The sequence below is a fragment of the Pseudomonas sp. SO81 genome (assembly GCF_030374125.1).
Classification (GTDB): domain Bacteria; phylum Pseudomonadota; class Gammaproteobacteria; order Pseudomonadales; family Pseudomonadaceae; genus Aquipseudomonas.
On sequence record NZ_CP126126.1, the window covers coordinates 4,018,219 to 4,035,559 of the forward strand.

Genomic DNA, 17,341 nt, shown 5'->3' on the forward strand with positions numbered 1-17,341 from the left:
TTGGCTATGGGTTTAGTCTCGCACGCGGCGCCGCAATCGTCAGGCCGACCAAGGTCGCAACGGCTTGAGTCGCCGCCAGGCGCCTGCTAGCGTGGCCGGCCGTGGTCGCTTTACCGGAGTTCGTGTCATGTTCAAGCCTCAACCCGTCGCCCTGCAGCAGGGGGCCCTGCGCCTCGACCCGCTGAGCGAGAGCGATCTGCCGGGCCTGCTGGAATTGGCCGAGGCCAACCGCGAGTCCCAGCAGTACATGAGCGGCACCACGCGCCCGGACTGGTACCGCAACGCCCTGGCCGAGCAGCGCGAGGGCCGCGAGGTGGTGTTCGCCATCCGCCTGGCCGGCGAGCTGGTCGGCACCACCAGCTTCTTCGACTTCAATCCGGTGCTGCCGGCCGCCGAGATCGGCGCGACCTGGCTGGACGCCCGCCAGCACGGTACCGGCCTCAACCGCATGATCAAGTACCTGATGCTGCGCCACGCCTTCGAGGAGTGGCAGCTGGTGCGCGTGCAGCTGAAGACCGCCGCCAGCAACCTGCGCTCGCAGCGCGCCATCGAGAAGCTCGGTGCCCAGCGCGAGGGGCTGCTGCGCAACCACCGGCGCCTGGCCGATGGCCGTCTCGATCACACCGTGATGTATAGCATCACCGACAGCGAGTGGCCGCAGGTCAAGGCCGGTCTGGAGGCGCGCTTCGGCGCGTGAGGCGTTGGCCGGCGGCGAGCGAACCCGCTTCTGGGAGAGCCAGGCGCTGACCGGCGTCGAGCTGCTGCACGCGCGCTACATCGAACAGCGCTTCGCCCCACATGTGCACGAGGGCTTCGTGTTCACCGTGATCGAGGGCGGCGCCCAGCGCTTCCGCCATCGCGGAAGCGATCATCTGGCGCCGGTCGGCAGCATGGTGCTGATCAACCCGGACGAGGTGCACACCGGTTCCAAGGCCCACGAGCAGGGCTGGTGGTACCGTGGCTTCTACCCGGCGCCGGCGCAGGTCCAGGGTGTGCTGGCGGAGCTGGGACTGGCCGGTGGCGGCATGCCATCGTTTGGCGTCAGCGTGCTGCAGGACCTCGATCTGCACCAGGCCTTCGGCCAGCTGCACCGCCTGCTCGACAGCGACGCCGATGCCCTGCAGCAGCAGACGGCCTGGCGCGAGGCGATCCTGCTGCTGTTCCAGCGCCACGCGCGGATATCCCAGCCGGCCGAGCCCGGTCGCGAGCCACGCGCCGTGGCTCTGGCCAAGGAGCTGCTGGCCGCGCGCCTGGGCGAGCCGCCGTCGCTGGAAGAGCTGGCCGCGCTGGTGAATCTCTCGCCCTTCCACTTCGCCCGGGTGTTCCGCCGCGCCACCGGGCTGCCGCCGCATGCCTGGCTCAAGCAACGGCGCCTGGAACAGGCGCGGGCGCTGCTGCGTTCCGGCTGTGCGCCGCTGCAGGTGGCCCTGCAGCTAGGCTTCTCCGACCAGAGTCACCTGAGTCGGCAGTTCAAGCAGAGCTATGGCGTCAGCCCCGGCGAGTATCGCCGCGCCTGTGCCGATTTCTGAGGCAGACGCGCAAGATCGTTCAAGACAGCGGCCGCAACGCCCGGCTAGCCTCCTCGATTCAAGGAGGTCCCATGTCCCGTCATCATGAATTCCTGCAGGGCACTCGCGACATGCTGCCGATGCTGCTCGGCGCCATGCCCTTCGGCATCATCTACGGCAGCCTGGCCGGTGCGGCCGGGCTCACGCCCTGGCAGACCATCGGCATGTCGGTGCTGGTGTTCGCCGGCTCCGCCCAGTTCATCGCCATCAGCCTGCTCGGCGGCGGCGCGACCCTTGCCGTGCTGTGGCTGACCACCCTGGTGGTCAACCTGCGCCACGCGTTGTACAGCGCCAGCCTGCAACCCTTCGTGCGCCACCTGCCCAAGCGCTGGCGTGTGCCGCTGGCCTTCTGGCTGACCGACGAGGCCTTTGCCGTGGTCCAGCACCGCTATGCCGAGACCGACGCCTCGCCGCACAAGCACTGGTACTTCCTCGGCGCGGGCCTGGCCATGTACGGCAACTGGCTGGCCTGCACCCTGGTCGGCCTGGTGTTCGGCCAGGCGGTGCCGAACATCGGTGACTGGGGCCTGGACTTCGCCATGCTCGCCACCTTCATCGGCATCGTCGTGCCCATGCTGCGCAACTGCCCGCAGGTGGCAGCGGCATTTGTCGCTGCGGGTGTTGCCGTGGCCTGCCACGGGCTGCCTTACAAGCTCGGTCTGATGGCCGCGGCCTTCGCCGGCATCGTCGTCGGCGTGGTGCTGGAGCGTCGCTACCGCCTGCTGCAGGACGAGGTGTTCTGATGGAAAACTGGATCCTGATCCTCGGCATGCTGGTGATCACCTTCACCACCCGCTACAGCCTGTTCGCCTTCCCCGACCTGCGCTTCCCGCCGCTGATCCGCCAGGGCCTGCACTACGTGCCGACCGCCGTGCTCACCGCCATCGTGGTGCCCGGCATGCTGCTGCCGGATGGCAAGAGCTGGGCGCTGAGCCTGGACAACGCCTATCTGCTGGCTGGCCTTGCGACCATCGCCATCGCCGCGGTGACCCGCCATCTGCTGGCCACCATCGGCGGCGGGCTGCTGGTGTTCTTCCTGTTGCGCTGGTGGCTGGGACAGTTTCCTGTCTAGAAGAGACTTTTTGTTCAATTGATATTAATTGCTATTTACAATCGTTGCCGTTTCTCCTAAGGTGCGCCCCTTTTTCAGGCTATGCCTGTTCACTGGGGGAACACATGCTCGTCAGCAAGCACAATCGTCTGGCCCTGGCAGTCGCCTTGGCGTTCACCGGCCTGCCGGCCATCGCCGAAAACCTGGAGCTCGAAGGCGCGGAAGTGGTCGGCGACTGGCTCGGCGAAGCGAACAACGAGGATGTGAAGAATCACCCCGGTGCGCGTACGGTGATTCGCGAGGAGACGATCAAGGAGAGCGGCGCCAAGCATGTGCGTGATGTGCTGCGCCGGGTTCCGGGCCTGCAGGTGCAGGAGAGCAATGGCACCGGCGGCAGCGATCTGGCCCTGAACGTCGGTGCACGCGGGCTCACCTCGCGCCTGTCACCGCGCTCGACCATCCTTATCGATGGCGTCCCCATGGCCTTCGCCCCCTATGGCCAGCCGCAGCTGTCGCTGGCGCCGGTGGCGGTGGGCAACCTGCAGTCGATCGACGTGGTGCGTGGCGGCGGCGCCGTACGCTACGGCCCGCAGAACGTCGGCGGCATCATCAACTTCGTCACCCGCGATATTCCCGAAGAGTCGGCCGGCAACGTCAGCATCGGCACCGAGGCGGCGGAAACCGGCGGCTTCAAGACCCAGACCAGCGCCTTCCTCGGCGGCACCGCCGACAACGGCATCGGTGCCGCGCTGATGTATTCCGGTATCCGCGGAGCCGGTTATCGCGACGAGAACGACGGCACCCTGGTCGATGATTTCCTGCTCAAGAGCAAGTTCGCCCTCAGCGAGATCGACGAGCTGGCGGCCAGCCTGCATTACTACCGCGCCGACGCCGACATGCCGGGCGGGCTGAGCGCCGCTCAGTACAACGAGGACCCCTATCAGTCGGTGCGGCCTTACGACAGCTTCGAGGGCGAGCGCAAGGACATCTCCGTCAAGTACACCCGCAAGCCCGACGACGAGCGCACCTTCGAACTCGGCTCCTACTATTACGAGAGCTATCGCGGCAGCAACATCGTCACCGAGCAGAGCGCCACCGATGATCGGCTGTTCTCCTATCCGCGCTACTACCACGTGTTCGGTATCGAGCCGCGCTACTCGCAGCTGTTCTTCTGGGGCGACGTGGCCCACGAGGTGGGCGTCGGCTACCGCTACGTCGACGAGGGCATGCACGAGAGCACCGAGCGCGGTGCTACCTATCTGCGCGATGGCGGTGACCCCTACAGTGCCCCGTTCAGCGTGACCGCGGACAACACCGGTGGCACCGAGGCGCACTCGCTCTACATCGACGACCGCATCGACGTCGGCGACTGGACCGTCACGCCCGGCCTGCGCTACGAGCGCGTGCGCACCACCTGGCACAGCCGGGTGAACGGCTACCAGCGCGAGGTCAACTACCTCGAGCCGCTGCCATCGCTGAACGTTATGTATCACCTGTCCGATGAGTGGAAGCTGTACGCCAACTACAACACCTCGTTCGGCAGCCTGCAGTACTTCCAGCTGGGTCAGGACCCTGGCGCGCCGCTGCCGTCCTATGGCAACGAGGTGGGCCCGGGGCTGGAGCCGGAGAAGGCTCACACCTACGAGGTCGGCACCCGCTACGACAACGGCGCCTGGAGCGGCGAGGTCACCCTGTTCCGCATCGAGTTCGACAGCCAGCTGCAGTACGCCAAGCAGGACGGCTGGACCCAGATGGGCGCCACCACCCACGAAGGTGTGGAGACCGCGCTGAGCTACGATCTGGGCACGCTGAGCCGCGGCCTGGAGGGGTTGTCCACCTACGCCAGCTTCGCCTACACCAAGGCGACCGCCGACAAGGGCGCCTTCGCCGGCCAGGATCTCAACTTCTACTCGCGGCAGACCGCGACGCTGGGCCTGCGCTACGAGCGCAATCGCTGGACCTGGAACCTGGACGGCTACGCCCAGTCGCGCCAGTACGTCGCCGATCTGGCCAACCGCATCTACTACCGCGACGAGACCGCCGACGGTCGCTACGGTGACATCCCCGGCTATGGCATCTGGAGTGCCCGTGGCGAATACGCCTTCGGTCCGCAGCTGTCCAACCTCACCCTGGGTGCCGGGGTGAAGAACCTGTTCGACCGCCAGTATTTCACCCGCTCGCTGGACAACAACTACGGCAAGTACGTAGGGCAGCCGCGCACGCTATACGTGCAGGCCAGTCTCAGTTTCTGAGGCCGACGAAGAAGGCGCCGCGAGGCGCCTTTTTTCTGCCCGATGCGGCAAAAGTGGCCGGCGGGTGTGGCTTTGCCTGGGACAGATGCTGTCCAATATCGGACGGCCCGCTCGGCCTCTCACAGGTACAAGGACGATGACCCAGAATTCACAATTCGCCCTGCTCGGCACCCGGCGTTTCCTGCCGTTCTTCGTGACCCAGCTGCTCGGCGCGTTCAACGACAACATCTTCAAGCAGTCGTTGATCCTCGCCATCCTGTTCAAGCTCAGCGTCAGCGCCGACCGCGATCTGCTGGTCAACCTCTGCGCGCTGCTGTTCATCCTGCCGTTCTTTCTGTTCTCCGCCCTCGGCGGCCAGTTCGGCGAGAAGTTCGACAAGGACGCGCTGATCCGCGCGATCAAGCTGGCCGAGATCGTGATCATGGCGGTCGGCGCCACCGGCTTCCTGCTTGACAACCTCTACCTGATGCTGGCCGCGCTATTCGCCATGGGCACCCACTCGGCGCTGTTCGGCCCGGTGAAGTACTCGATCCTGCCCGCCGCCCTGCGCGAGCAGGAGCTGGTGGGGGGCAACGCGCTGGTGGAGATGGGCACCTTCCTCGCCATCCTCGCCGGCACCATCGGTGCGGGTCTGCTGATGTCCGGCGAGGGCTACCGCGTGGCGGTGGGCGTCGCCATCATCGCCACGGCTGCGGCCGGCTACCTGGCCAGCCGCAGCATCCCGCATTTTGCCGCGGTGCTGCCGCAGTTGCAGCTGGACTGGAACATCTTCCGCCAGTCCTGGCAGATCATGCGCCTGGGCCTCGGCCAGCGCCCGGCGGTGTCGCGCTCGTTGATCGGCAGCTCGTGGTTCTGGTTCCTCGGTGCTATCTACCTGACGCAGATCCCGACCTTAGCCAAGGATCTGCTGCATGGCGACGAGAGCGTGGTGACGCTGATCCTCACCGTGTTCTCGGTGGGCATCGCGCTGGGTTCGATGCTCTGCGAGCGCATGAGCGGGCACAAGGTGGAGATCGGCCTGGTGCCGTTCGGCTCCTTCGGCCTGTCGCTGTTCGGCATCCTGCTGTGGGCCACCTCCAGCAGCTTCCCGCAGGCGGCCGCGGCGCGCGACTGGCTGGGCCTGCTGCAGATGGGCGAGGCCTGGTGGGTACTGGCCTCGATCCTCGGCCTGGGTATCTTCGGCGGCTTCTATATCGTGCCGCTGTACGCGCTGATCCAGTCGCGTACCGAGGCGCACGAGCGGGCACGGGTGATCGCCGCCAACAACATCCTCAACGCGCTGTTCATGGTGGCGGCGGCGCTGGTGTCGATCCTCTTCCTCAGCGTCGCCAAGCTGAGCATCCCGCAGCTGTTCCTGGCCATCTCGCTGATGAACATCGCGGTGAATCTGTACATCTTCAAGATCGTTCCCGAGTTCACCATGCGCTTCCTCATCTGGATGCTCAGCCACTCGATGTACCGGGTGCGTCATCAGAACCTGGAGGTGATCCCGGAGGAGGGCGCGGCGGTGCTGGTGTGCAACCATGTGTCCTTCGTCGATGCGCTGCTGATCGGCGGCGCGGTGCGCCGGCCGGTGCGTTTCGTCATGTACTACAAGATCTACAACCTGCCGGTGCTCAACTTCATCTTCCGTACCGCCGGCACGGTGCCGATAGCCGGGCGCAACGAGGACCCGGAAGTGTTCGAGCGGGCCTTCGCGCGTATCGCCCAGTACCTGGCCGAGGGCGAGGTGGTGTGCATCTTCCCCGAGGGCAAGCTGACCACCAGCGGCGATATCGACGAGTTCAAGGCCGGGGTCGAGCGCATCCTCGCCGCCAACCCGGTGCCGGTGATTCCATTGGCGCTGCAGGGCCTGTGGGGCAGCTTCTTCAGTCGCGCGCCGCACAAAGGGTTGTTCAAACGCTTCTGGTCGCGGGTCAACATAGTCGCTGGCGCGGCGCTGCCGGCGGACACCGGACGGCTGGCGCTGCAGGAGCAGGTCAGCCTGCTGCGTGGCGACCAGCGCTAAGCTCGATGCCCACAAAAAAGCCCGCCGATCGGCGGGCTTTTCATGGCGCACATCCCTGTGCGCCACCCCTCGGGCAGCTTCGCTGTGAAAAGGGCTGTCCTGCCGTTTTTTAATGGCTACGAACTCAGTGGCTGAGCTTGAGGCCGACCAGGCCGATGACGATCAGCGCTACGCTGCCCAGGCGCATCGGCGCCATGGACTCGCCGAACAGGACGATGCCGGCGATCACCGTGCCGACGGCGCCGACGCCGGTCCAGATCGCATAGGCGGTGCCCAGCGGCAGCTCCTTCATGGCCAGGCCGAGCAGGGCCAGGCTGACGATCATGGCGCCAACGGTAAGCACGGTGGGGAGGGGGCGGCTGAAGCCGTCGGTGTACTTGAGGCCGATGGCCCAGCACACCTCGAACAGACCGGCGAATAACAGAATGATCCAGGACATGGCGGTAGCTCCGTACTGCTGAAAAGGCGACGGGCCGTCCCGGATGATCACTCGAAAGGAGTCGCGAGGTCGTCCTCGCGTTGTTCGCTATTCTGCACAGAGGGCTGCACAGGGCAAGCCCGGAAGGACGGGCGGGCCCTGTGCAGTTGTTGCGGAAGTTATCCGGCAGGTCAGATGCCTTCCGGGATCTCTTCGCCGCCGAGCGCCTCGAACAGCGCCGGCAGGAAGTCGGCGAAGGTCAGCATCATCAGGGTGAAGCTGGCATCCAGCTGACCCAGTGCATCTTCGCCACCGTCCTGGGCGGCCTGGTCCTGCAGCAGGTCCTCGAAACGCAGGCGCTTGACCGTCAGCTTGTCGTCCAGCACGAAGGACAGCTTGTCCTGCCAGGCCAGGGACAGCTGGGTGACCAGCTTGCCGGCGGACAGGTGCAGCTGGATTTCCTCGCTGGTCAGGTCCTGGCGCTTGCAACGCACCACGCCGCCGTCTTCGCTGGTGTCGCGCAGCTCGCATTCGTCGAGCACGAAGAAGTCCGGCGCGGCGGCCTGGGTCTTGACCCAGTCGGTGAGGGTGGCGGTCGGTGCCATCTTCACGCTCAGCGGGCGTACCGGCAGCGAGCCGATGGCCTCGCGCAGGGTGGACAGCAGGTCTTCGGCCTTCTTCGCGCTGGCGCTGTCGACCAGGATCAGGCCGAGCTTCGGCGCGATGGCGGCGAAGGTGCTGGAGCGACGGATAAAGGCGCGCGGCAGGAAGCTCATGACGATCTCGTCCTTGAGCTGGTCGCGCTCCTTCTTGTAGACCTTGCGCATCTGCTGCGCCTCGATCTCGTCGACCTTGTCCTTCAGCGCATCGCGCACCACGCTGCCGGGCAGGATGCGTTCTTCCTTGCGCGCGGAGATCAGCAGGAAGTCACCGCTGACGTGCACCAGCGGTGCATCGCCACCCTTGCCGAACGGCGCCATGAAACCGTAGGTGGTCAGCTCCTGGCTGGCGCAGGGGCGCGCGGCCTTGGCGGCTAGTGCCGCTTCCAGGGCCTCGGCGTCGAAGGGCACGTCCTGGGTCAGGCGATAAACGAGCAGGTTGCGGAACCACATGGGGGTTGACTCTCCAATTACGCAAAGCGCGCATTATTCTCCGCCGGGGCGGATTGGCCAACCCATCGCTAAGCCTTTGGAACAATTGCAGATTTTTTTTAAAAAAGAGCTTGCCAAGGTCAGGGTCGCTCTCTAGAATGCGCCCCACTTCGAGAGTGAAGGGTGATTAGCTCAGCCGGGAGAGCATCTGCCTTACAAGCAGAGGGTCGGCGGTTCGATCCCGTCATCACCCACCATCTCGCAGTTACGCGCAGCGGTAGTTCAGTCGGTTAGAATACCGGCCTGTCACGCCGGGGGTCGCGGGTTCGAGTCCCGTCCGCTGCGCCATACATAAGCCTTGGTTAGACTGAAGACCAGGACTGGAAGAAACGACCGAAAGGTCGTTTTTTTTTTGCCCGCGATTTCCATTCAGCGCGCAGAGCGTGCCAGACAAGGCCGGGGTGGCTGAACTTATCCGCTTTCTGCGGCTCCTACAGTGCCGTAGCCAGTGCTTGCCGCAGGCTGCTAAGCTCGCGTCTCTCTCCGGCCCCTGCGGCTACAACAAGGAACAAGCATGAAACAACATCGTCTAGCGGCGGCGGTTGCCCTGGTCGGCCTGGTACTGGCCGGCTGCGATGCGCAGACCAGCGAAGTGGAACTCAAGACCCCGGCGCAGAAGGCTTCCTACGGCATCGGCCTGAACATGGGCAAGAGCCTGTCCCAGGAAGGCCTGTCCGATCTGGACTCCAAGGCCGTGGCCATGGGTATCGAAGACGCCATCGGCAAGAAAGAGCAGAAGCTGAATGATGAGGAGCTGGCCGAGGCCTTCGCCTTCCTGCAGAAGCGTGCCGAAGAGCGCATGACCAAGCTCAACGAGGAATCGGCCCAGGCCGGCAAGAAATTCCTCGAGGAGAACGGCAAGAAGGATGGCGTGGTCACCACCGCCTCTGGCCTGCAGTACGAAGTGATCAAGAAGGCCGATGGCGCTCAGCCGAAGCCGACCGACGTGGTCACCGTGCACTACGAGGGCAAGCTGACCGACGGCAGCGTGTTCGACAGCTCCGTCGAGCGCGGCAGCCCCATCGATCTGCCGGTCTCCGGCGTGATCCCGGGTTGGGTCGAAGGCCTGCAGCTGATGCACGTCGGCGAGAAGTACAAGCTGTACATCCCCAGCGAGCTGGCCTACGGCGCCCAGAGCCCGAGCCCGGCCATTCCGGCCAACTCGGTATTGGTATTCGAGCTGGAACTGCTGGCCATCAAGGACCAGGCTGCTCCTGGCGCTGCCCAGTAACAGTCCTCGGTTGCACAGAACGCCCCGCTTGCCGGGGCGTTTTCTTTTGCCGAACCGGCAGGCGACCCGTCGGTCTGAACGAAGGTAACGCCGCTTGTGGTGTTACGGTTATGCACATTGCGCCGGTTACCAGGCTTGCCAGGCCCGTTACGCCTTTCATGAGCAATGCTCGTATCGTAACTAGCTGATTTATATTGTTTTTTGTTCGTGAGCAAAAAACACCCGATCTGTGGAGAGACCGCGTGGTACGGGCGTTTGATCGAGTCATCAAACAACTGTTCACAGGGTTATCCACAGCTTCGGTGGATAACCAGGCAGAGCCCAGCAGGCATGCGTCATCGCGGAGGTTGGTCATGAATCCCCCGTTCAATTCCATGCGTTACCTCAGGTTGGCGCAGCGCGTGCTGGCCCGTGGCCGGCTACCGGCGTTGCTGCTGGCGGTGACCCGCAAGGGCGAGGGCGGCGCGCGTTTCGCCCGCCTGCGCGGCGATCTGAAGTTGCTGCAGGGCCTGTGTGCGGCCTGGTGGCGTGGCGAGTACCGCGCCATCGGCAGCCAGGCGCTGGTGGCCGTGGTCGCGGCGCTGATGTACTTCCTGATGCCGCTGGACATGGTGCCGGACTGGCTGCTGGGCGTCGGCCTGCTGGATGATCTGGCGGTGCTGGCCTGGGTGCTGCGTACCTGGGAAGCGGAGCTGCAGGCCTACCGTGTCTGGCGCGATGCACAGGCGCCCGAGGTGCTGCGGCGGGTCGAGGCGTTGCCGGCGCTGGACGAAGGGCGCCCCGAGTAACTGCCAGACGATTAATGTGCGTGGCGGCGCAATGCCGTTCGCGCTATCGGGCGCTCATCCTGCCCACATCCATGTGCGAGCCACATTCCTCTGCTCGAATCCGCGCATCTATCGCGATCGCCTGTCGCTGTGAACTGCATGCGACTTGCTCAGCATTCGCGCTGCGCCAAGGGCGCAGACTCTTGTCTGCTGGGTCAGTATAGGTCACGCTCTTGGGGCATCGGGCGGTTAACATGAGCGCCTGAAGGGAGGTGCCGAGCGTTTCGGCACTGCGGTCCACGGAGAGTTGTATGAGTGTGCAAGTGATCACGCGCGACGGCGAGGCGGAGTACGCCGTGCTGCCTTGGGCCGAATACCAGGCCCTGCTCAAGGCCGCCGGTCAGGCCTCCGCATCCATCGCCAGCGTCGCGCCGGCGACCACCGGTTCCGGGCTCGATCAGTTGGCCAGCCTGCGCGAGGCCAAGGGCATGTCCCAGGCCGACCTGGCGCGTGCGGTAGGCATCAGCCCGCATTATCTGAATCTGTTCGAGACCGGTGAGCGTGCGCCGGATGGCGCCATCCTGCGCTCGCTGGGGCGGGTGCTGGGTGTGAGCGACTGGGAGCAGTCGTCTTGAGTGTGCGTATCCATCGGCAACATTGGCAGGCCTTGCTCGGCGAACTGGAAGATGCGCGTCGCCAGCGCCATCTGCTGACCTACCGTGCGCTGGTCGAGCGCCTGCAGCTGCCGACGCCGGCCATGCAGACCCTGACCGCCGCTCTGGAACACCTGGCCGCCCTCGATGCCCGCGCCGAGCGACCCCTGCGCAGCGCGCTGGTGATCAGCCAGGGCGCCAGTCGCCTGCCGCGCACCGGCTTCTTCGAGTGCGTGAACCGTCTCGGGCGTTTCTCCGGCCCCTCCGACGGCATCGCCGCCGCCTCCTGGCACGCGGCGGAAGTGGCGCGGGTGTTCGAGTTCAGCTACCCCGAGGAGCCTTGATGCTCTGGCGCCTGCGTGCGCGCCTGGGCTACTGGGTGGCGCGGCGCCTGTTTCACTGGCGTTGGCTGATGCAACAGCCGCGCGCCTGGGGCTGGATGCAGGGCCAGTTCGCGCGCATGGCCGCGCTCGGTGATACGCCGGCGCAAAGCTTCTACGGACATCTGCTGCTGTTTCGTGGCCAGGGCTTCGGTGCGCGCGAGGAGGGCCTGCGCCTGCTGCGTCTGGCCGCCGAGGGCGGTGATGGCAAGGCGGCCTATCAGATCGGTGTGCAATACCTCACCGGCGACAGCCGCCAGGCTCCGGATGCGGCCGAGGCGGCGCGCTGGTGGGAGCGAGCCGCCGCGCTCGCCCATCCGCTGGCGGCGCAGCGTCTGTGCCAGCTCTATCGCGATGGCGGCCCCGGCCTGACGGCGGATGCGCTGCTGGCCGAGCGCTATGCCCGGCGTGCCGAGGAGCTGGGCTTCAGGCCGAGAGGCTGAGCGTATCGAGGATGTGCAGGCTATAGCCCGGCACCGCCTTGGCGTGACGCTTGGCCTCCGAGGCCAAACCGGCCAACTGGCTGGCATCCAGCTGCGGGCAGTTCTGCGGATGCAGATGCACCACGCCGATCGACAGTGATAGCAGGGGGAATTCCTCGCGCTTGCCCTGGCGGTTGTGGCTGACGAAGCAGCCGGCCTGCAGGTGTTCCTCACGGTAGAAGCGCCGGCACTGGGCCTGGAAGTCCTCCAGCAGCTGGTTGAGCCGCTCGCGCCAGTTGCCCGGGCCGAGTACCAGCAGAAAATCATCGCCACCGATATGGCCGACGAAGTCGCGGCTGGGGTCGACCCGTTCGTTCAGGCATTGCGCCAGGCACAGCAGTATCTCGTCGCCGCGGGCGTAGCCGTAGAGGTCGATGACGAATCTGTTAAAAATGCCAGCCGTATAGCTGAAAATCCGCCATTGTGACCTCAATACAGCCCAGCCTTTACGGGCTGGTCAGCAGGCCGTGCTCTACATAGAGCGACGTGAGCTTCATCTGCAACCGCTCAGAACAACCCAGCCGGTAGGTAGGTTAAGCTTGCAAGCTAAACAGCTCGCATATAACTTGCTCAGAGTCATCGCTCTAAGTGTTTAAATTCAGGTGAAAGATAAGCGATGATTGAGTTAAGGCTAATAATAATATGAGTAAAATTATAAGTATACACTTTGATATCCTAGTGTCGACTTACTTTGTTTTATATGGTTGGTAACTGTTGTTGAATGCATGAGTCAGTGGTGCGCTTCAAGGTTGAAGCTTGCTGGGTTATGAGATTTATGGGTGGTTTATTAGTTGATGCGCTGGAAGTTCGAATGCTTGAGTCTGATAAAAGCGAATTGCTAAGAATTGTCATGGATAGAGACGCTTGTGGCCTAACAGCAGCTCTGTCGCAATCAAGTTGTGTTGCTGGCGGAGTAGAAATTCAGACAGTAGTAAATGAAACTCTTTTAAAGTCCGCAGTCTCGGTTAATGAGGAAGTATACCTTCCTCAGACACGATACTATGGTAGTAAGCGAAGACTGATTCAGTGGATGATGAGAGAGTTTAAAAATTATGAGTTTGAGACTGCGCTAGATGTTTTTGGCGGGACATCGACTGTGTCTTTGGCATTAAAGCGCCTTAATAAAAAAGTCACTTATAATGATATATTGGAGTCAAATAGAAATATAGCTGTAGCATTGCTCTCGAATGAGCCATGTGTGACAACTGTTCAAGGATTAGAGGATTTTATTGGGAGTGTTAAGCCAAGGAAAGGCTTTATATCGAAGAATTACCATGGCGTATATTACACGGATGAGGAAAACAAATGGCTTGATGGAGCGTTAAGCGCCTTGTCGGCTATTAGAAACCCTATACAGAAGTCTGAAGTCTTATATTGTTTGATGCAGGCTTGCTTGCAGAAGCGGCCATTTAATCTATTTCATCGTAAAAATTTATATTTGAGGGAGAATAACAAGAAGGATACAAAGTTTGGTAATTGGGCTACTTGGGAAAAGCCATTCTCTGTTTTGATGGTTCGGGCTCTCGGTGAAGTCCAAAAAGCTAGGTGGGAGTCTAAGCATAAGCCTGTGATTATGCCCTGTACTGACGCAATTGATTTGCCTAGTAATTATGATTTTGTATATCTTGATCCGCCGTATGTTCCGGCTAAAAAGCAAGATATATCCTATATGGATAGATATCATTTTTTAGAGGGGTTATGCCTTCCGGGTGACTGGGAAGGGCGTATAGATTACTCAAAAAAGAATCTCCCGATTAGTAGCTCGGATGAGATATTAAAATGGAATACCAAAAAACACTTCAAGGAAAGTTTATTTGAGTTAGTTGATAAGCATAGGCGCTCCATAGTTTGCTTGTCTTATGTGCATGGAGCATATCCAAGCATTCAAGAAATCAATGATTTTTTTTCTTCGATGTTTAAGAAGGTTGCGCTGCTGGAGTGCGATATGCCGCATGCACTTAGCAAGAGCCCTAAGAAGGAAGTTATTATAATAGGGAGTCCGAGATGAAAATTAACGAGAAAAATTTCGTAGTGCAGGCGCCGATTGTCTATCTTTTGTCGCTCATAGCTTTGGCTTTGATAATTCTTGCTCTTCTGGTTTTTTTCAGTACGGAGAAAAGCGACGGTCGAGTTATTGGTGTTGCTACGGGCTTGTTTGCGGGGCTTATAATTGCCTCTTTGCAGTTCCTAACTCAATACTTAGAGCAAAAAGCTTTGGCCGAGTATAGAAAGCATGGGCTTGTAGAGTTTCAGGTAAATAGAAAGAATACCGATTATTATCGTCAGCTTATAAGAGATACAGAAGTTGGTGATCAAATAATTGTAGTGGGAGTGACGTGTAATCGGTTACTCGAGGATTTTGCAAATTCTGATGTTGCGGGATCTACTGATTTGTTAGAGGCATTGTCTCGAGGGGTAGAGGTTAAGCTCTTGCTCCCAAAAATATCTTATCTTGATAAAAAAAATCAGTCTGATTTTACGAACAAGACATTGGAAATAGCTGGAAAATTAAAAAGAGAGTACCCTGATAAGTTTTCCATTCGCTATTATGACTTCGAGCCATCGCACAGCATATTTCTTGCGGGCTCACGTTGTATCGTTGGGCCAATATTTAAGAATATAAGCAGTAAAGATACTCCGGCAATTACGTTTGATAAGGGAGGTCAGTATATTAAGCCCTATCTTTCGTATGTCGATGAAACTTGGGCTGGTGCAAGTGAAGCATATGAGTAGGATGATAAGGATTTCTGTTCCTGCGAGGCTTCATGTAAATCTATTTGATCTAAGTGATTGTGGCTACAGACAGAATGGCGGTGTGGGCTTCTGTGTAAGTGGTTTTGATACTGTTATTGATTTCAAAGTTAGTGACGAGTTTGCTGTTATTGATAGGCGGGATAATGGGCTTTCTGCTGCTGAAATAGCTTCGCTTGTCGATCATTTACAAGAACTTTATAGGGTGAATGATCTTTCTAAAAAGGTAGCTGTCGATATTCTTTCTGGTCCTCCTCCTCACAGTGGCTTTGGTACAGGCACGGCCACAAAGCTAGCGTGTGTTGAGGCTGCATTTCTTATTAATAATATTAAAGTTAATCAGGAGCAGCTAGTATCGGCTTCAGGTAGAGGAGGTACTTCAGGTGTAGGGATTAACACTTATTTCCATGGGGGGCTAAGTGTTGATTTTGGAATCAAGGCTAGCGGTCTATCTCTAGCCCCTTCTTCGGCTAGAACATCTCCTTTAGCAAAGCCGCTTCAGTTGTTGAATATTAAGCTTCCAACAAGCTGGAAGTTTGGTGTAATTGTCTTTCTCGGTGCTCGTGGCGTTTCTGCTAAAGATGAGATTGATTTTTTTAATAGAACTTGCCCTGTTTCTCAGCAATCTGTGCATGCGTCAATATATCACGCTGTATCGGGAATGGCTTGCGCAGCGTTAGAAAATGACTATTTAACATTCGGTGCATCTGTAAGTGCTATTCAAATGACTGAGTGGAAAAGAGCTGAGTGGGCGATTCAGCCAAGTTTGGTTTGTAGCCTAAGAGATAAATTGAAAGATTCAGGTGCAGAAAGTGTTGGTCTTTCTAGCTTTGGGCCTGCATTGTATTTTCTGGCATCAGATGTTGGTAATGTTATAGATAAAATAGATTTGCCGAATAGTTATATTGCAATGTGCTGCTCTCCTAACAATTCTGGAAGAGAAATAAAGCTTGATTAAATTAGTTTTTCTCTCATCCAATCTTACAAAGATTGCTCACTTTGAATATTTGCTACGGGAGCAGCCGATTATGCTGCTTCCACCCCCTAATTATGGTAAGCCATATTATGAGCCGCGCATAGAAGATAGGGATAAACTGCTTAAAGAGAGTATACAGAGCGCAAATGTAAAGCTAGCTAAGAGCCCGATTAGCGGTGATCAATCACAGCAGGGTGGTATTTTTGTCGAAGGAAAAATTGAAAGGGATGATCTCTTAGAAAAATATGCCTCGCTGCATCAGCACCGGCTTTTTTTTATAGAAGATACCTCTATAGCTATTGAGGCTTTAAGTGGGGAAAAGGAGTTTCCGGGCGTAGATGTAAAATATTGGATGAGAGAAACAACATTTTCGCAGTTGGATGAGCAGCTTAAAAGGCTTGGAAATAATAGAAGGGTAACTGTTAGGTCGGATATAGTTCTGTATCTTCCACCTCGTTTGCGAGAGTTTCCTGACGAAATTTATAAGGTTTTTGTTGGGAAGTCAGAGGGAGAGGTGGTTAGTGAGGAGGTAGAGTTTAAGACTAATACGCTATATCCTTGGTTGGATAATAAAACATTTAATAAGTGGTTTGTCCCGAAGGGTGCAAGGAAACCAATAAGCCTGCTTCCAATCAATGTTGCTCTGAAATATGACTTTAGAAGCAAGGCTGTGCAAGGGCTTGTGGATTTTCTTAAATCAAAAGATTTGATTGAGAGTAAGTCTCTACAAGAAAGCCCGATTCAAGGTGAGCTTTTTCCAAGAAGAAATTACATCATATGTGGTCCAACATGTGCAGGTAAAACAGTTTTAGCATCTGCGCTGGCTAGGCTGCACGCCTACAGACATATTGAGGCAAGTGATTTCATGAGGTGTGCCTTGTATGCAAGGCATGGCTACAATAATAATATGAAGACTCAGGATTTTGCTAAAAATGCTTTAGAGAAAGATCCTGGTATAGTTGCAAGGCAAATATCTGATTATGTGAAGGGTGGGCCTAAGACGGGCTTGGTTATTACGGGTTTTCGTTCGCCGAAGGAAATCGAGATACTGCGATCTGAGCTCTCAGGTATAGATCTGGAAGTGATTTTTATTGAGAGTAGTCTTCAGGTTCGATATGAGCGAAATATTAAAAGGAGAAGATCTGATGCTCTCATGACTATAGAGGATTTTGAAAGTAAGAATGAGGTTCAAAACTCTATGGGGCTGTCCGAGATTGCCTCTAGTGCAAAAATAATTTTGAATGAAGGCTCTTTGATTGGTTATATAAGGTCATCGTTAGATCATTTGACCAATGGTGCGCAGTTGATTCCTTTTAAGTGTGATGTGTCCGGAGTTAATGATTTTTTGCTCTTGGAGCAGGCTGTTCTTGTTTCAATGCTTATTGATCGTAAGAGGGGGCTATTGCCGCTAACTACAACTCAAATTGCAAGGAATATGCAGGAGAACATACCGGGGCTTAGACGGAAGGGTAAGAAATCTATGCCTGTAGATAAGAATAATGTAAGTAGATTCTTTAATCAGCGCTTTAGCCCTCATTTTGAGGCTTATGTTAAGGGTGGGAAGATTTGTTTTGATCTTTCCCATACTGGGGTGGGTGCTGCAATTGCGCTAATAAGAAAGATAGCGGGTGATAAATAGCGATTTTGGTTTTT

General features: G+C 58.4%; 17 protein-coding genes, 2 tRNA genes and 1 pseudogene. 17 read left to right on the forward strand and 3 right to left on the reverse strand.

Annotated features, from left to right (window positions below):
- The first annotated feature begins 127 nt into the window (after positions 1–127).
- The 6 genes from OH686_RS19090 to OH686_RS19115 all read left to right on the forward strand — a co-directional run bounded on the left by OH686_RS19090 (position 128) and on the right by OH686_RS19115 (position 6,879).
- Entirely contained in the window at positions 128–697 is a 570-nt protein-coding gene (locus OH686_RS19090) for a GNAT family N-acetyltransferase (RefSeq protein ID WP_289534508.1), read from the forward strand.
- A 4-nt stretch (positions 698–701) separates the two neighbouring features.
- The gene (locus tag OH686_RS19095; protein WP_289534509.1) at positions 702–1,529 is read left to right on the forward strand and encodes an AraC family transcriptional regulator; all 828 of its coding nucleotides are present in this window, start codon (positions 702–704) and stop codon (positions 1,527–1,529) included.
- A gap of 71 nt (positions 1,530–1,600) precedes the next feature.
- Positions 1,601–2,311: an AzlC family ABC transporter permease gene (locus OH686_RS19100; RefSeq protein ID WP_289534510.1), complete on the forward strand. Its 711-nt coding sequence runs from the start codon at positions 1,601–1,603 to the stop codon at positions 2,309–2,311.
- Positions 2,311–2,640: an AzlD domain-containing protein gene (locus OH686_RS19105; protein WP_137971419.1), complete on the forward strand. Its 330-nt coding sequence runs from the start codon at positions 2,311–2,313 to the stop codon at positions 2,638–2,640. Before OH686_RS19100 ends, OH686_RS19105 begins: the two co-directional genes overlap by 1 nt.
- A 104-nt stretch (positions 2,641–2,744) precedes the next feature.
- On the forward strand, positions 2,745–4,871 hold the full coding sequence (locus OH686_RS19110) for a TonB-dependent receptor family protein (RefSeq protein WP_289534512.1): 2,127 nt from the start codon (positions 2,745–2,747) through the stop codon (positions 4,869–4,871).
- A gap of 136 nt (positions 4,872–5,007) precedes the next feature.
- Positions 5,008–6,879, forward strand: a complete 1,872-nt coding sequence (locus tag OH686_RS19115) for an MFS transporter (protein WP_289534513.1) — start codon at positions 5,008–5,010, stop codon at positions 6,877–6,879.
- Between the two features lie 124 nt (positions 6,880–7,003).
- Here OH686_RS19115 and sugE read toward each other — a convergent pair whose 3' ends face one another.
- Both sugE and rdgC read right to left on the reverse strand, forming a co-directional pair.
- Positions 7,004–7,318, reverse strand: a complete 315-nt coding sequence (sugE, locus tag OH686_RS19120) for a quaternary ammonium compound efflux SMR transporter SugE (RefSeq protein ID WP_289534515.1) — start codon at positions 7,316–7,318, stop codon at positions 7,004–7,006.
- A 170-nt stretch (positions 7,319–7,488) separates the two neighbouring features.
- Positions 7,489–8,409, reverse strand: coding sequence for a recombination-associated protein RdgC (gene rdgC / locus OH686_RS19125; RefSeq protein WP_289534516.1), 921 nt, complete (start codon positions 8,407–8,409; stop codon positions 7,489–7,491).
- Positions 8,410–8,569: 160 nt separating this feature from the next.
- On the opposite strand from rdgC, the gene OH686_RS19130 reads away from it, so the two are divergent.
- From OH686_RS19130 to OH686_RS19160, 7 genes are all read left to right on the forward strand, one after another.
- A tRNA-Val gene (locus tag OH686_RS19130) sits at positions 8,570–8,645 on the forward strand.
- A 14-nt stretch (positions 8,646–8,659) separates the two neighbouring features.
- Positions 8,660–8,736, forward strand: a tRNA-Asp gene (locus OH686_RS19135).
- Between the two features lie 226 nt (positions 8,737–8,962).
- Entirely contained in the window at positions 8,963–9,679 is a 717-nt protein-coding gene (gene bamJ / locus OH686_RS19140) for a BamJ family beta-barrel-assembly machinery protein (protein WP_289534517.1), read from the forward strand.
- A gap of 353 nt (positions 9,680–10,032) precedes the next feature.
- Positions 10,033–10,467 (forward strand): YkvA family protein, encoded by a 435-nt coding sequence (locus OH686_RS19145; RefSeq protein WP_137971425.1) that lies wholly within the window; start codon positions 10,033–10,035, stop codon positions 10,465–10,467.
- A gap of 290 nt (positions 10,468–10,757) precedes the next feature.
- Positions 10,758–11,081 carry a helix-turn-helix domain-containing protein gene (locus OH686_RS19150; RefSeq protein ID WP_137971426.1) on the forward strand — a complete coding sequence of 108 codons (324 nt, stop codon included), beginning with the start codon at positions 10,758–10,760 and terminating at the stop codon, positions 11,079–11,081.
- Positions 11,078–11,443 carry a hypothetical protein gene (locus OH686_RS19155; RefSeq protein WP_137971427.1) on the forward strand — a complete coding sequence of 122 codons (366 nt, stop codon included), beginning with the start codon at positions 11,078–11,080 and terminating at the stop codon, positions 11,441–11,443. The genes OH686_RS19150 and OH686_RS19155 overlap by 4 nt, the downstream gene beginning before the upstream one ends.
- Positions 11,443–11,922: a sel1 repeat family protein gene (locus OH686_RS19160; protein ID WP_289534518.1), complete on the forward strand. Its 480-nt coding sequence runs from the start codon at positions 11,443–11,445 to the stop codon at positions 11,920–11,922. Before OH686_RS19155 ends, OH686_RS19160 begins: the two co-directional genes overlap by 1 nt.
- On the opposite strand, the pseudogene OH686_RS19165 reads toward OH686_RS19160, so the two are convergent.
- Positions 11,906–12,334: pseudogene (locus OH686_RS19165) on the reverse strand (diguanylate cyclase domain-containing protein); the annotation flags it as partial. The gene OH686_RS19160 and the pseudogene OH686_RS19165 sit on opposite strands and share 17 nt — an antisense overlap.
- 363 nt (positions 12,335–12,697) lie before the next feature.
- Between OH686_RS19165 and OH686_RS19170 the strand changes: the two are divergent.
- The 4 genes from OH686_RS19170 to OH686_RS19185 are packed head-to-tail and all read left to right on the forward strand — an operon-like array spanning position 12,698 to position 17,327.
- Complete coding sequence (locus OH686_RS19170) at positions 12,698–13,969, forward strand: DNA adenine methylase (RefSeq protein WP_289534519.1); 1,272 nt, start codon at positions 12,698–12,700, stop codon at positions 13,967–13,969.
- On the forward strand, positions 13,966–14,694 hold the full coding sequence (locus tag OH686_RS19175) for a hypothetical protein (RefSeq protein ID WP_289534520.1): 729 nt from the start codon (positions 13,966–13,968) through the stop codon (positions 14,692–14,694). Before OH686_RS19170 ends, OH686_RS19175 begins: the two co-directional genes overlap by 4 nt.
- Positions 14,657–15,670: a beta-ribofuranosylaminobenzene 5'-phosphate synthase family protein gene (locus tag OH686_RS19180; RefSeq protein WP_289534522.1), complete on the forward strand. Its 1,014-nt coding sequence runs from the start codon at positions 14,657–14,659 to the stop codon at positions 15,668–15,670. The genes OH686_RS19175 and OH686_RS19180 overlap by 38 nt, the downstream gene beginning before the upstream one ends.
- A complete protein-coding gene (locus tag OH686_RS19185) occupies positions 15,663–17,327 on the forward strand; it encodes a non-canonical purine NTP pyrophosphatase (RefSeq protein ID WP_289534524.1) in 1,665 nt (554 codons plus the stop codon). Before OH686_RS19180 ends, OH686_RS19185 begins: the two co-directional genes overlap by 8 nt.
- Positions 17,328–17,341 lie beyond the last annotated feature (14 nt).

Excerpts from the sequence above, each read along its gene's own strand:
- OH686_RS19105 (WP_137971419.1), top strand. The coding sequence starts at position 2,311 with ATGGAAAACTGGATCCTGATCCTCGGCATGCTGGTGATCACCTTCACC.
- OH686_RS19100 (WP_289534510.1), top strand. The coding sequence starts at position 1,601 with ATGTCCCGTCATCATGAATTCCTGCAGGGCACTCGCGACATGCTGCCG.
- OH686_RS19150 (WP_137971426.1), top strand. The coding sequence starts at position 10,758 with ATGAGTGTGCAAGTGATCACGCGCGACGGCGAGGCGGAGTACGCCGTG.
- OH686_RS19160 (WP_289534518.1), top strand. The coding sequence starts at position 11,443 with ATGCTCTGGCGCCTGCGTGCGCGCCTGGGCTACTGGGTGGCGCGGCGC.
- OH686_RS19145 (WP_137971425.1), top strand. The coding sequence starts at position 10,033 with ATGAATCCCCCGTTCAATTCCATGCGTTACCTCAGGTTGGCGCAGCGC.
- OH686_RS19175 (WP_289534520.1), top strand. The coding sequence starts at position 13,966 with ATGAAAATTAACGAGAAAAATTTCGTAGTGCAGGCGCCGATTGTCTAT.
- rdgC (WP_289534516.1), bottom strand. The coding sequence starts at position 8,409 with ATGTGGTTCCGCAACCTGCTCGTTTATCGCCTGACCCAGGACGTGCCC.
- OH686_RS19115 (WP_289534513.1), top strand. The coding sequence starts at position 5,008 with ATGACCCAGAATTCACAATTCGCCCTGCTCGGCACCCGGCGTTTCCTG.
- OH686_RS19090 (WP_289534508.1), top strand. The coding sequence starts at position 128 with ATGTTCAAGCCTCAACCCGTCGCCCTGCAGCAGGGGGCCCTGCGCCTC.
- OH686_RS19180 (WP_289534522.1), top strand. The coding sequence starts at position 14,657 with ATGAAACTTGGGCTGGTGCAAGTGAAGCATATGAGTAGGATGATAAGG.
- sugE (WP_289534515.1), bottom strand. The coding sequence starts at position 7,318 with ATGTCCTGGATCATTCTGTTATTCGCCGGTCTGTTCGAGGTGTGCTGG.
- bamJ (WP_289534517.1), top strand. The coding sequence starts at position 8,963 with ATGAAACAACATCGTCTAGCGGCGGCGGTTGCCCTGGTCGGCCTGGTA.
- OH686_RS19110 (WP_289534512.1), top strand. The coding sequence starts at position 2,745 with ATGCTCGTCAGCAAGCACAATCGTCTGGCCCTGGCAGTCGCCTTGGCG.